This window comes from Oscillibacter ruminantium GH1, assembly GCF_000307265.1.
GTDB classification, from domain to species: Bacteria; Bacillota; Clostridia; order Oscillospirales; family Oscillospiraceae; genus Oscillibacter; species Oscillibacter ruminantium.
Genome location: NZ_DF158897.1, coordinates 153995 through 166676 on the forward strand (window position 1 = coordinate 153995; position 12682 = coordinate 166676).

Below are 12682 nucleotides of genomic sequence, written 5' to 3' on the forward strand. Positions count from 1 at the left end.
CGCTTTTAGTTAGCACCCGGATTTAATTCGCACCTTTGGCGGTCTGTGTGGCGAGATAACGTTGGAACATCGCCGCAGCGGCGGCGCGGGTAACGGTGGCGTTGGGAGCCAGGGTCCCATCGGACCGCCCCGTGAGAACACCGTTGACCGAGCACCAAGCCACGCTCTCATAGGCGTACTCCGAAATGCTCTCCCGGTCCGGATAATCCAGCTGGAACATCCACGCTCCTTGGAATCCGCCGCCCCGGTGCTGCTCCCACCGGTAGAGGAACACTGCCAACTGCTGGCGGGTCACAGGGGCGTCAGGCCGGAACGTGTTGTCGCTGTATCCGCCCACCAGCTTATTACCCACTGCCCAAGTCAGCGCGTTGATGTAGTCTCCGCCGTTTTGCACGTCGGTAAATTTGGGCATGGACTGGATCACCACAGGGCTGCCCGCCATCTGATACAGAGCTTTCACCATCTCCGCCCGAGTCAGGGCTTCCGAGGGACGAAAGGCCAGCATCTTGTCGCAGCTGAGCAGTCCCTTGGACGAAGCGGAAAGGATGTCGTCATAGGCCCAGTGGTCGGCCGTTACATCGGTGAAGGGCAGGCCGTCGTAAGCAAACAGCATTGCTTTTTCAACGGCGCCGTTGCTGCTGTTCCATGCGAGGAACCACGTCCCGGGGATCAGGTCGCGGAAGGTCACTATATTTTTAGTCAGATAAGGCGTCACCTTGGCTGAGGCAGGAATCGTCATCTGCTTTCCCTCTTGGGTAGTGACAGTAATCCCGTCATCATTCACTACGTTCACCGCCGCTACCCGTTGATAGGACGGAACGGCAAAGTCGGCGGGAATCTTCGTCAGGATCAGCACCGCGGTGGTCTGGGGCGGCAGGCTCAGCGTCATGGCGGGACCGGCATAGACATAGGCTGTCTCTCCGTCTCGAATTTTGTCCAGAGCCACCGGCTCGCCGGAGACGGCGTTCAGAATGCGAGTCTCGTCGCTAATATGAAGGATCGTGTCTCCGCGCTCCTGATTGCTCAACAGCAGGGAACCTTTCTCTCCTTGGCTCAGTGTCCCCGTCAGCAATACGGGGCCAAGCGGAGCAATTTGTGTTTCCTCCGTGGCCACCGCGGCGGCGGGAATCGCCAGCATAACAGCGCACAGCAACAAAGACACCAGCTTACAGATTCTCTTTTTCATTGTTTCCGATTCCTTTCCAGTCAAAGATTTTTGTAGCACCTTATCGCTTTAGACGGCGCAACCCTTCAAAAGGTTCCCGTTGGTTGACACTTTAGGAAAAATCCGTTAAACTCTTTTTAGAAAAGCAGCTTTTTCCCATGCTCTGTGCTGCGGCATATTCGGAAAGGGGTACCGCTCATGGCAAAAACCACCGTTCTTGTGAAATTTCCCGGACAGGCCCTATGCTATACACAGGTCCCCACCGACCGCATTGAGGAAATCCACAAAAGCATTGCCGGTCTTCAATCCGCCGAGGTGGACGTCTTTTCTCTGTATCGCAATTTCTATTACATCCTGCTGGACAGAGATCGCATGAAGAAGCGCCTGCCCTCCAACATGACCGCCTTTTTGGTGGACGGAGCCGGAGAATCAACCATGATGGACATAGCCGGCGTTTTTGTCATCTGCAAGCTGCCAAAGGGGACGATGCATCCCCTTTCCGATATGACTCCGCAGGACGTGGAACAGGTACTCAAGCTCCTGAAAAAATAAATTGATTCTAAAAAATCCCGCGGGAGTATGCTCCCGCGGGATTTCTGCTTTTTCAGGTCACTCGGCAAAAACCGCGTTGCCTGTTTTATTTCTTGCCGTGGAGGGACTTCATGCGCTTTTCGTGGTCAAGAATCCGCTTACGCATCCGCAGACTCTTGGGGGTCACTTCCAGCAGCTCGTCGTCCGCCAAAAACTCCAAGCACTGCTCCAAGCTCATCTGCTTGGGGGGCACCAGACGCAGCGCATCGTCCGAGCCGGAGGCACGGGTGTTGGTCAGCTGCTTCTTCTTGCAGATGTTGACGTTGATATCCTCGCCGCGGGGGGAAACGCCGATAATCATACCGCCGTACACCGGTACGCCTGCGCCAATGAACAGAACGCCTCGCTCCTGCGCGTTGTACAGGCCGTAGGTAATGGACTCGCCAGTCTCGAAGGAGATCATGGAGCCGGTTCCCCGGCGCTGAATATCGCCCTTATAGGGTGCGTAGGAATCAAACACAGAGGCCATAATGCCCTCGCCCTTGGTGTCGGTCAAAAAGTCGTTCCGATAGCCGAACAGACCGCGGGCGGGAATCAGGAATTCCACCTTCATCCGGCTGCCCACCGGGGTCATCTCCAGCATGTCGGCCTTGCGCTGGCCTAGCTTTTCGATCACGGAACCCACGCAGTCACCCGGCACATCCACCACAAGGCGCTCGATAGGCTCGCAGTGCTTGCCGTCGATCTCCTGATACAGCACACGGGGAGGAGAAACCTGAAACTCATAGCCTTCCCGGCGCATCGTCTCGATCAGGATGGACAAGGACATCTCGCCCCGGCCCGCCACGTTGAGGGCAGTATCGGTGTCGGTTTCGGTGACTCTCAGGGACACATCCTTCAAAGTCTCCCGCATGAGACGGTCACGCAGCTGGCGAGAGGTGACGAACTTGCCCTCTCGTCCGGCATAGGGAGAATCGTTGACAGAGAACGTCATCTCCAAGGTCGGCTTGGAAATCTGAACGAAGGGCAGTGCCTCCACATTGTTGGAATCGCAGATGGTATCGCCAATGGTGATATCAGGGATACCGCTCATGGCAATGATATTGCCGGCGGTGGACTCGGTCACAGGATTTCTTGCCAGACCCTCAAACTCATAGATCGCGGTGGCCTTGGCCTTGCGCAGCACGTGTTCGGGATCATGGTAATTGCAAACGGCGATCTCCTGATTCTGCTTCAAAGTGCCCTGCTCAATGCGGCCGATGGCAATCCGGCCCACAAACTCGTTATAGTCGATGGAGCTGACCAGCATCTGGAAGGGCTTTTCCACGTCGGCCTCCGGCGCGGGGATATACTCCAAAATCGTCTCGAAGAGGGGCGTGAGATCGGTGCCCAAATTCTCCGGTGTATAGGAGCAGATGCCCTGACGGGCCGCTGCAAACAGCATGGGAGAATCCAGCTGCTCAGGGGTGGCGTCCAGATCCATCAGCAGCTCCAAGCACTCATCCACCACCTCGTGGATGCGCTGGTCGGGCCGGTCGATCTTGTTCACAACCACGATGACCCGGTGGCCCAGCTCCAGCGCCTTGCTCAACACGAAACGGGTCTGGGGCATGGGGCCTTCTGCGGCGTCCACCAGCAGAATGACGCCGTTGACCATCTTCAAAATGCGCTCCACTTCGCCGCCGAAGTCCGCGTGGCCCGGGGTGTCTACCACGTTGATCTTCACATCCTTGTAGCGGATGGCGGTGTTTTTCGCCAAGATCGTGATGCCGCGCTCCCGCTCCAGATCGCCGGAGTCCATGACGCGGTCCACAACCTCTTGATTTTCACGGTAAACGCCGCCCTGCTTCAGCATCTCATCCACCAAGGTGGTCTTGCCGTGGTCAACGTGGGCGATGATGGCGACGTTTCTCAGTTTTTCATTCTGCATAGCTGTTCTTCTCCTCCTGTATGGCGGGATATGATGATCTCCCGCGCCATGCGCCGCGGCAGCGGCGCGCGTATTCTTCACTATTTGCACAGCCTTATATTATATGGCAAGTTTCTCCATTTTGCAAGCAGAAAATTACAAAAAATCGAAAAATATTGCAAAACGTCGGACTTTTTTCGTGGCAAGAGGTGTAAAACCGCTCTCCGGCATAAGAAGTAATACCTTTTTCACAAAAACCCACCGCGGAGAGAGGTGGATTTCGCCTTTTCGCTGATTGACTGGAAATTTTCACCGTCCTATACTGAAGATGCTGCCACGGAAGCGGCGCTGAGCGCCGCACGTTCCGCCGCAAGTATTGCGGTCCGCTGGGACCGCCTTGGAGGCAAATTGCCATGTATCACATCAAGACATTCAACAAAATCTCTCCCATGGGACTGAGCAAGCTGGACCGGGAAACCTATGTGGTTTCCGACAGCGAGGAGAATGAGGACGGCATTCTGGTCCGCTCCGCAAAACTCTTGGATTATCAGTTTCCCCGGAATCTACTGGCCATTTCCCGCGCGGGCGTGGGCGTGAACAACATCCCCATCGACCGGTGCTCTGAAAACGGCATCGCCGTGTTCTCTACGCCGGGGGCAAACGCCAACGCCGTGAAGGAACTGGTGCTGTGCGCCATGCTGCTTTCATCCCGGGACGTGGAGGGTTCTTCCAACTGGGTCCGCAGTCAGGCCGCCGCAGGGGTGGACGTGACCACCGTGGTGGAAAAGGGAAAATCCGCCTTTGCAGGGCCGGAGATTTATAAGAAAACCATGGGCATCATCGGCCTTGGCGCCATTGGCGCGCTGGTGGCCAACATCTGCCTGTCCATGGGCATGAACGTGTACGGCTATGATCCCTTTCTCAGCGTGGACTCCGCGCTGCGGCTGGACCGCCACATCCATGTGGTGAAGGACGTGAACGAACTGTACCGTCGGGCGGATTATATTACGCCCCACATCCACTTTACCGAAAAAACCTATCACACCATCGACGCCGCCGCCATTGCAAACATGAAGCGGGGCGTGCGGATTATCAATCTGGCCCGGGGAGAAATCGTGGATGACGACGCCATGCTGGCGGCCCTTGATACCGGGAAAGTCTCTTGGTATGTAACCGATTTCCCCAACAACAAGCTGCTGCAAAGCAAACGGGTCATCCCCTTCCCCCATCTGGGTGCATCCACGCCGGAGAGCGAACAGAACTGTGCGGTAATGGCGGTGGAAGAACTGACGGAGTATTTGGAAACCGGCAATGTCCGCAACAGCGTGAATCTGCCACCGGTAAACTTTCCCCGCAGCGGCGTTATGCGGATGTGCATCATCCACAAAAACATTCCCGCCATGCTGGCGAATATCACGCGCCTGCTGAGCAAAGACAGCGCAAATGTAGCGAATCTGAGCAACAAATCCCGGGGGGACTACGCCTATACCGTGGTGGATTTGGACACCGAAATCGACCACACGGTGATCGACGACGTGACTGCCCTGAGCGGCGTGATCCGCGTCCGGGTGATTGAGTAAGCATCTCGGGGCAAAGTCAGCCGGCTTCTCTGCCGCCTGCGGCAAAAGTTGTGCCCCCTTCCCTTTTATAAAAACCGGCGTTCGGAACTTTCCCGAACGCCGGTTTTCTCGTTATGCGCCGGTATAGGGCGCCATGCTCAGGCGGATAAAGTACCCCTTGTCATGGTCGCACACCGGGCATTTTTCCGGTGCGCCCTTTCCGGTGAAGACATACCCGCAGTTCAGGCACATCCATCCGCACTCCACATCGGAGAGGAACAGCTTTCCCTGCTCCAGCAGATCCGCCAGGTTGCCGAACCGCTCACCATGGGTCTGTTCAATCTTTGAGATCATGTCAAAGGAATTGGCAACCTTTGCAAACCCCTCCTCTTTGGCCGTTGCGCCAAAGGCCGGATACACCGGATCAAACTCCTCAAACTCGTTGTGCTGGGCCATCCGCAGCAGCTTTGCCATATCCTGCGCCGCGTCCACGGGGTAGCCGCCGTCGATTTGAATCGTCTCTCCGGAAAGCTCCTTGAGATGGTTGTAAAAGATCTCCGCGTGTTCCTTTTCCTGATTCGCGGTGAAGGTGAACACCGCCTCAATCACATGGAGCTTTTGCTGCTTGGCCTGCCCCGCGGCAAAGGTATAGCGGTTTCTGGCCTGACTCTCTCCCGCAAAAGCCCGCATCAGATTGATTTTTGTCTCGCTGTTTTTTAATTCCATAGAAATGAAAACACCCCCTTTGCGTCAGAATGCGCAAAAGGGGCATTTTTATGCAGATCGTCCTTTTAAAATTAGAAAAATAACCCATCCGGCACGTAAATGTCCGTTTTGGGCACCTTTTCCCAGTCAAACTCCGGCAGCAGGCTCTCCGGCGATCTTGGCTCCGCACCGGGGTTCAGCCCCGCCAGATACGCAAGGCCGCCAATCATCGCCTGCGGCGTGCTCCGCTCCAGCAGCGCATCCAGACTCAAATCACCGTCCCGCTTGGAAAGGCGCCGCCCGTCAGGCGCAAGCAGCAGCGGCACATGATAAAATTCCGGCGGGGTCAGTCCCAGCAGATTGTAGAGGTACAGCTGTCGGGGCGTGGAGGAGAGCAGATCGCTTCCACGCACCACCTGCGTGATTCCCATGGCCGCGTCGTCCACCACCACCGCCAGTTGATAGGCCCACAGGCCGTCCGACCGGCGCAGGAGAAAGTCACCGCAGTCCCGCTCCAGATTTTCGGCATACCAGCCGAGGTTCCCATCCAAAAAGCCGATCTCCCGATCCGGAACCCGCAGACGCAAGGCCGGGGCACGCGCGGCGCTCCGCGCCGCGATCTCGTCGGCGGTCAAATCCCGGCAGGTACCGGGGTAAATCGTCTGCCCATCGTCCCGGTGCGGGGCAGAGGCGGCATGGAGCTGGGCGCGGGTGCAAAAGCAGGGATAAACCAGCCCCTTTTGCCGGAGCCGTTCCAGCGCGGCGGCGTATTGCTCGTTTCGCCGGCTTTGGTAATAGGGGCCGTCAGGTCCGCCGGAGCGGCCGCCTTCGTCCCAGAAAAGGCCCAGCGCCCGGTAGTCCGCCTCCACTCGTTCCGCATAGGTGCGGGTGCAGCGCTGGGCGTCCAAATCCTCGATCCGAAGGACCATCCGCCCCCCTTGAGACTTTGCGGAAAGCCACGCGAGAAGGCTGGAAAAGAGATTTCCAAGGTGCATTCGCCCGCTGGGAGAGGGGGCAAAGCGTCCCGTTGTTCCCTTCGCCATCACACCAGTTTGCGCAGGTCCGCCGTCAGGCGGCCGTCCTCAATTTTTACCACGGCGTAGGTGGGCTTGCCCCAGTATCCAATGCTGCCGGGATTGAGCAGCAAAGACTCTCCCGCCCACTCCTGCGTGGGAACGTGGGTGTGTCCAAAGCACAGCAGGTCCGCTTTTTGCTCCCGTGCCGCATAGCCCACATCCATCAAACCCTCTTTCACCCGGTAGGTGTGTCCGTGGCACAGCAGGATGCGCTTGCCGCCAAGACTCACCAGCTTCACCGCAGGCTCCGTCATGCGGAAATCGCAGTTGCCCGGCACCTGTTCCAGCGGAATGCCCGGGAACATGTCGTGGATACGCTCCGCATCCTGCCAGCCGTCTCCCAGATGAAAGATGTGGTCGGGACGCTCCCGCTCCACGGCCAGCGCCATATTGTCCACGTTGCCGTGGGAATCAGAAAACACCAATAGTTTCATAAAAGCCTCGTTTTTTGACAACCTGTATTCACAACCAAGAGATACCAGATGGGCAAGATGCTTTTTCGCCACACAAGGCAGAAACCCGCCGCCTTAACGCAAGGAAGCAGCTGACAAAGACCCAATGCCGAAAACACAGCCATGTGGGCGTTTGATGTAAGGCAGCACCGCGTAAAGAACACCTAGCGGTTTTGCGCACATGACGAAAAAAGTCCATTGCTCAAAGAAAGACGCCGCGCTCCAGCAGGTGGCTTTCCAACTGGTGGATATGCTGCGCGGCTCCCTTTTTTCGAGCCGCCCCCATGGCTCGGCAAATCAGGCTGATCAAGGACAGGCAGCCGGCATAACTGGGGAAATAATAGCCGGAGGCTATGCTGCAGTGGAATGCCAAATCCGCGTAAGGATGGCAGGGCGAAAGACCGGTATCTGTAATCAGCGCAATGGGGATTCCCGCTTCATGAAGATCGCGGATTCCGTCCACCACCTGCGCGGTGTATCTGGGAAAGCTCAATGCAATCACCAAGTCCTCCGGCTCTACCATGGAGAGCCGATCCAGATAATCACCGGCAAAGTTAATTGAAAACACTTTTAATCCCAGATAGCGCAAAATATTGGCAAAAATGTCCGCCATCATTCCGGAAACGCGACCGCCTGTAATGTAAATGTGTTTCGCGCGCTCCATCATCTCCAATAGCTGCGGCAGATTTTGCTGGTTGGAGGGATCGGTCAGCGTTGCGCGGATCGCCGCGGTATCATCCCCTAATCCCATGGCAAACAGGCTATTGTCGCTGGCTGTTTCTTCGCTGTCTGACAGCTTGTTATACATCACCAACTCAGAATGCGCATACTCGGAAAACATTTTTTTAAATTCTGCAAATTTATCATAACCCAGTTGATTGCAAAATTTAATCACCGAATTGTTGCTCACTCCAATATTTCTCGCCAATGCTGTAATGGATAAAAACGGTATCAAATGGTAGTTTTCCAATACATAGGCAGCGACCTGTCTTTGCGTGGCAGATAGAGAATCCTGTATCTGTTGAATCTTATCTAATGTTTCTTGCAGTGCCATTTCCATTCGCCCTCCTCTGTGCATTATGATCTGCAGAGCGTTCTTTTTTGTTTTTTTGAATCGCGAAATAAATTTTTTATCACGGCAGAGCCGCAGACCCAAGGTGCTGCCCGCAGCCACGCCGCAAAACTCGGCCTTCCTGATCACCGAAATTTCAAATAGCACGTTTTTTCCTGTAAAACGTGAGTTAAACGCACACGATCCATACTTTTTGCTAATTCCATAGACATTATAGCAAAAAGATATGCAAAAATAAAGAAATAAAAAATATTTTTAATTACCTATTGAAATAAAATAATTTATATGTTAACATTTAGAAAATAAATTTTTTATCGTCGCAGGAAGTTCTATTCCTACCTGGCAAATTTCAGAGCGGGACATCCTTTTGGCTGGGAGCAGACACAATCTGTGTGGCCACCAGATTGCCACTCTGCTGCATCATCTGCATTACCCAGAGACTTGCCCAAAACCTCTGAATTTGAGTATATCTTCATTCTTTGGACTTTAGAAGGGAGAAAAGCCATGGTACCCGTCGAAAAAATTGCAAGCGGCACATTGAATAATCTGCTTTTGTATGTGGCAATCGCAGGACTTCTACTCTTGGTTGCAACGCTGATCCGCCTGAAAGTTTCCTTCCTCCGAAAAGCATTTATTCCCGCATCTCTGCTGGCCGGTCTGATCGGATTGATGCTGGGACCCTATGCGTTAAAAGTCATCCCCGCCGACATGATGTCGAGTATCGGCGCACTGCCGACCCCCATGATTACGATTGTCTTTTCCTGTATGCTGCTGGGTATTAAAAAGGGAGAGACGGATAAGGGCATGATTCGTGATGCCGTAGCCGGTCTGGGCTGGTTGTGGTCCAACAGCTTCATGCAGGTGGGTGTTCCCTGTCTGCTGTGCGCCTTTATCCTGACGCCCGTATTCGGCGTCAACCAGCTGTTTGGCTCTCTGTTTGAAATCGGCTTCGCCGGAGGACACGGCACCGCAAGCGGCATGGCCACTGTTTTTGAAGATCCCTCTATGCTGAATTGGGCGGATGGCGCGGCGTTGGCTCCTACCACCGCGACCATTGGCCTGCTGGTCGGCATCTTTGTCGGCATGATTCTCATCAACTACGGAGTTCGCAAAAAGTATACCAAGGTGCTGACGGAACCCGCGACGGCCAGTGACGTAAAAGAAGTATTTCCAGAAGAAGAGCGCGAGCCCGCCGCGCACATGACGATCAGCCAGGATGTTGTGGAACCGTTTGCTTTCCATCTGGGCGTCATCGGTCTTGCCATTCTCATCGGACGAATCATTGTCTGGGGCTTTGGACAAGTATTTGGCTATGCAGGTCTGCCGCTGTTTCCCTTTGCGATGATCGGCGGCTGGATCATTAACTCCATTGTGATGCGCACCTCTTTGCGGAATCTCTTTGACCGTGCAACCTTCCAGCGGATTCAGGGTATGGCTCTTGAAATCCTGGTGGTCGGGGCCATGGCGTCCATTAAGGTTCCGGTGGTAATTGCCTATTGGGCTCCTCTGCTGATCACCTCCGTGGTTGTGGTGCTGCTGATGCTGGTGTGGTTCTTCTGGCTCAGCCCCCGCATTTTCTCCGACTGCTGGTTTGAACAGGGGATCATCCGCTTTGGCGCTTTCTGCGGCGTGGCGGCTGTGGGATATATGCTGCTGCGCACAGCCGACCCCAAGATGAAGACCGACGCGGGTTCCATCTATGCGCTTGATTGCCCGTTTATGAGCCCCTTCATTGGCGGCGGACTGATTACCACCATGTATCCGTATATGATTCAGAATATGGGTGCTTTGAAGACGGGATTGGTTCTTTGCGCCGGTTCGCTTGTCATCCTCCTTTTCCTGCGGCTGTTCTTCTGGAACAAGCAGGTGAAACTGGAGCAGCGTTGAGCGGTTGACTCCGCTTCTTTCCCACAAAGCGCACAATTTCCCGTCTTTCGGAAAACAGATTGACAAATAGGTTATTTATAAAAGATTGAGGGTATTTCGAACATTATGGAAACAACAGTTGCAATTATCGGCGCAGGCAACGGCGGTTCCGCCATTGCCGCTTATCTGGCAAGCCAAGGCGTTAAAATTCATCTATGCGACCTGTTCCCCCAATATTTAGAGGGAATTCAAGCCGCCGGCGGAATTGATTTGACCTTAGACGGCAAAACGTCCCATCATCCGTTGGAGATGGTAACGGGAGATGTTCCCGAAGCCATTCGCGGCGTACATTTGATTATGGTGGTCACGCCTTCCTTCACCCACAAAATGATCGCCGAAGCCTGTTACAGTGCTTTAACAGACGGTCAGGTGGTTGTTTTGAATCCCGGACGCACCGGCGGCGCGTTGGAGTTTCAAAACACCATTCGCAGCAAGGGCTGCACTGCCAACATCACCATTGCGGAAACGCAAACGCTCATTTATTCCTGCCGGAAAACCGGCCCCGCCTCCGTAGAAATTTACGGCGTGAAAAAGGAAGTGGAGCTGGGCGCTTTTCCCTCCAGCCAGACACAGCGGGTACTGGATTTGCTGCAGGGCTACTATCCGCAGTTCACTCCTGCCCAAAACTGCTTGGAAACCAGTCTCTCTAATATCGGCGCTCTGTTTCACCCCGCTCCCGTGCTGCTGAATATCGGCCGCATTGAAAGCGATTCCAAGGGCTATCGCTATTACTGGGATGGGATTTCTCCTTCTGTCGCTGTGCTGGTAAAGGCCATCGACAAGGAGCGGATGGCCGTTGCGCAGGCATACGGCGTGCGGATTCTCAGCGCCGAGGAATGGCTGCGCCAATCCTATGATACATACGGCGACAATCTGTACGATCTGATTCAACACAATCAGGCCTATGGAGATATCATGGCGCCCACGACCATTGAAGCCCGCTATGTTACCGAAGACGTTCCCATGAGTCTGGTCCCCATTTCCGAATTGGGGAAAGCCGCGGGAATTTTCACCCCCACCATTGATTCGGTGATTCAGCTCACCAGCACAATTTATAAGCGGGATTTTCGCGCGGAAGGCCGATGCGCCAAGAATCTGGGAATTGAGGGAATGAACAAAGAACAAGTGGCTCATTATTTTGAAACTGGAAAGTGCTGACGCACTCACGGATAAAAGGGAAGGAAGATTTTGCAGTATGAGTAAAGTCGATATTCTGTTCCTGAACAACAAGGACATGGAAACATTGGGCGTTGGCGATATGCCTGCGGCGATTCACGATGTGGAGCGGGCGTACATGCTGGTGGAACAGGGCAATGTGATTACCCCGGGAAAACTGCCGATGCGCTGGGGAAAAACAGCAGAGGATGAAAACGTGTACGGTCGGATTAACGCCATGCCCGGCTATCTTGGCGGCGAATATGACATGGCCGGGATCAAGTGGATCGGCAGCGGTCCCATGAACTATAAAAAGGGGCTTCCACGCGCCAGCGTCACCGTCATTCTCAACGACCCCGACACCAAGCTGCCCGTCTGCATTGCCGACGGCACCGAGGCCAGCGCCAAGCGCACCGGCGCTTCCGGCGGTGTGGCGATGAAGCTGCTGTCTAATGCGGACACTTCCGTCATGACCATTTGCGGCGCAGGAGCCCAGGGCCGCACGCAGTTGGAGGCGGCTTTGATCGTCCGTCCCGGCATTCAAAAGGTCTATGTATACGATATTCGTCTGGAAAGTTCTCAACGCTTTGTAGAGGAGTCCTCCGCAAAGTATCCCTATGTGGAGTTCATTGCCGTTGCCGAACCCAAACAAGCGGTGGAGGAGAGCGACATTGTCGTATGCGTCACGTTGGCCAATGATCCGTTTATTCAGGCCGACTGGCTGAAAAAAGGCGCTCTGCTTCTGAATTTGGCAGACTTTGAGGTCACCTATGACTGCGTAAAAAAAGCCGACAAAATTGTGGTAGACAACTGGGAAACTATTAAGCACCGCATGATCAGCACGGTGGCCCTGATGTGGAAAGACAGGATCATCAAGGATACGGACATTGACGCCCAGCTGGGAGAAATTCTGATGGAAACGAAAAAGGGCCGGGAAAACGACGAGGAAATCATCTATTTCAACGCCGTTGGCACCGGAATTCTGGATTTAGCCGTCACAACCCGCTGCTACCGCAAGGCTCTGAAAGAGGGCGTTGGCACCAAACTGGCTTACTGGGAGTAAAGATTTCCACTGTTGCAGCCGAAAAGCCGTTGTGTGAATGCCGAGGTAAATACAGCCGGGAACTCAAAA

The 12682-nt window shown here is 54.6% G+C and carries 11 protein-coding genes; 5 read left to right on the forward strand and 6 right to left on the reverse strand.

Annotated features, from left to right (window positions below; all coding sequences use genetic code 11):
* Positions 1-22 precede the first annotated feature (22 nt).
* Positions 23-1186 (reverse strand): S-layer homology domain-containing protein, encoded by a 1164-nt coding sequence (locus ON16_RS14935; RefSeq protein WP_051131554.1) that lies wholly within the window; start codon positions 1184-1186, stop codon positions 23-25.
* A 177-nt stretch (positions 1187-1363) separates the two neighbouring features.
* Between ON16_RS14935 and ON16_RS05340 the strand changes: the two genes are divergently transcribed.
* Positions 1364-1717, forward strand: a complete 354-nt coding sequence (locus ON16_RS05340; protein ID WP_040660134.1) for a hypothetical protein — start codon at positions 1364-1366, stop codon at positions 1715-1717.
* An 85-nt stretch (positions 1718-1802) separates the two neighbouring features.
* Here the strand turns inward: ON16_RS05340 and typA are convergent, their stop codons facing one another.
* Positions 1803-3626, reverse strand: coding sequence for a translational GTPase TypA (gene typA / locus ON16_RS05345; RefSeq protein ID WP_040660136.1), 1824 nt, complete (start codon positions 3624-3626; stop codon positions 1803-1805).
* A 392-nt stretch (positions 3627-4018) separates the two neighbouring features.
* Here typA and ON16_RS05355 point away from each other — a divergent pair, with 392 nt between their 5' ends.
* Positions 4019-5185 (forward strand): phosphoglycerate dehydrogenase, encoded by a 1167-nt coding sequence (locus ON16_RS05355; protein ID WP_040660140.1) that lies wholly within the window; start codon positions 4019-4021, stop codon positions 5183-5185.
* A gap of 111 nt (positions 5186-5296) precedes the next feature.
* On the opposite strand, the gene rbr is transcribed toward ON16_RS05355, so the two are convergent.
* The 4 genes from rbr to ON16_RS05375 form a co-directional block, all read right to left on the reverse strand.
* On the reverse strand, positions 5297-5890 hold the full coding sequence (gene rbr, locus ON16_RS05360) for a rubrerythrin (protein ID WP_040660142.1): 594 nt from the start codon (positions 5888-5890) through the stop codon (positions 5297-5299).
* Positions 5891-5961: 71 nt separating this feature from the next.
* A complete protein-coding gene (gene gluQRS, locus ON16_RS05365; RefSeq protein WP_040660144.1) occupies positions 5962-6912 on the reverse strand; it encodes a tRNA glutamyl-Q(34) synthetase GluQRS in 951 nt (316 codons plus the stop codon).
* Positions 6912-7379, reverse strand: a complete 468-nt coding sequence (locus tag ON16_RS05370; protein WP_040660146.1) for a metallophosphoesterase family protein — start codon at positions 7377-7379, stop codon at positions 6912-6914. Before ON16_RS05370 ends, gluQRS begins: the two co-directional genes overlap by 1 nt.
* 220 nt (positions 7380-7599) lie before the next feature.
* Positions 7600-8451, reverse strand: a complete 852-nt coding sequence (locus tag ON16_RS05375; RefSeq protein WP_158441604.1) for a MurR/RpiR family transcriptional regulator — start codon at positions 8449-8451, stop codon at positions 7600-7602.
* A 522-nt stretch (positions 8452-8973) separates the two neighbouring features.
* On the opposite strand from ON16_RS05375, the gene ON16_RS05380 reads away from it, so the two are divergent.
* From ON16_RS05380 to ON16_RS05390, 3 genes are all read left to right on the forward strand, one after another.
* Positions 8974-10356, forward strand: a complete 1383-nt coding sequence (locus tag ON16_RS05380) for a sodium/glutamate symporter (protein ID WP_040660150.1) — start codon at positions 8974-8976, stop codon at positions 10354-10356.
* A 105-nt stretch (positions 10357-10461) separates the two neighbouring features.
* Positions 10462-11553 carry an NAD/NADP octopine/nopaline dehydrogenase family protein gene (locus ON16_RS05385; protein WP_051131555.1) on the forward strand — a complete coding sequence of 364 codons (1092 nt, stop codon included), beginning with the start codon at positions 10462-10464 and terminating at the stop codon, positions 11551-11553.
* 37 nt (positions 11554-11590) lie between these two features.
* Complete coding sequence (locus ON16_RS05390; protein WP_040660154.1) at positions 11591-12613, forward strand: ornithine cyclodeaminase family protein; 1023 nt, start codon at positions 11591-11593, stop codon at positions 12611-12613.
* The last annotated feature ends 69 nt before the right edge of the window (positions 12614-12682 follow it).

Excerpts from the sequence above, each read along its gene's own strand:
- ON16_RS14935 (WP_051131554.1), bottom strand. The coding sequence starts at position 1,186 with ATGAAAAAGAGAATCTGTAAGCTGGTGTCTTTGTTGCTGTGCGCTGTT.
- ON16_RS05340 (WP_040660134.1), top strand. The coding sequence starts at position 1,364 with ATGGCAAAAACCACCGTTCTTGTGAAATTTCCCGGACAGGCCCTATGC.
- typA (WP_040660136.1), bottom strand. The coding sequence starts at position 3,626 with ATGCAGAATGAAAAACTGAGAAACGTCGCCATCATCGCCCACGTTGAC.
- ON16_RS05355 (WP_040660140.1), top strand. The coding sequence starts at position 4,019 with ATGTATCACATCAAGACATTCAACAAAATCTCTCCCATGGGACTGAGC.
- rbr (WP_040660142.1), bottom strand. The coding sequence starts at position 5,890 with ATGGAATTAAAAAACAGCGAGACAAAAATCAATCTGATGCGGGCTTTT.
- gluQRS (WP_040660144.1), bottom strand. The coding sequence starts at position 6,912 with ATGGCGAAGGGAACAACGGGACGCTTTGCCCCCTCTCCCAGCGGGCGA.
- ON16_RS05370 (WP_040660146.1), bottom strand. The coding sequence starts at position 7,379 with ATGAAACTATTGGTGTTTTCTGATTCCCACGGCAACGTGGACAATATG.
- ON16_RS05375 (WP_158441604.1), bottom strand. The coding sequence starts at position 8,451 with ATGGCACTGCAAGAAACATTAGATAAGATTCAACAGATACAGGATTCT.
- ON16_RS05380 (WP_040660150.1), top strand. The coding sequence starts at position 8,974 with ATGGTACCCGTCGAAAAAATTGCAAGCGGCACATTGAATAATCTGCTT.
- ON16_RS05385 (WP_051131555.1), top strand. The coding sequence starts at position 10,462 with ATGGAAACAACAGTTGCAATTATCGGCGCAGGCAACGGCGGTTCCGCC.
- ON16_RS05390 (WP_040660154.1), top strand. The coding sequence starts at position 11,591 with ATGAGTAAAGTCGATATTCTGTTCCTGAACAACAAGGACATGGAAACA.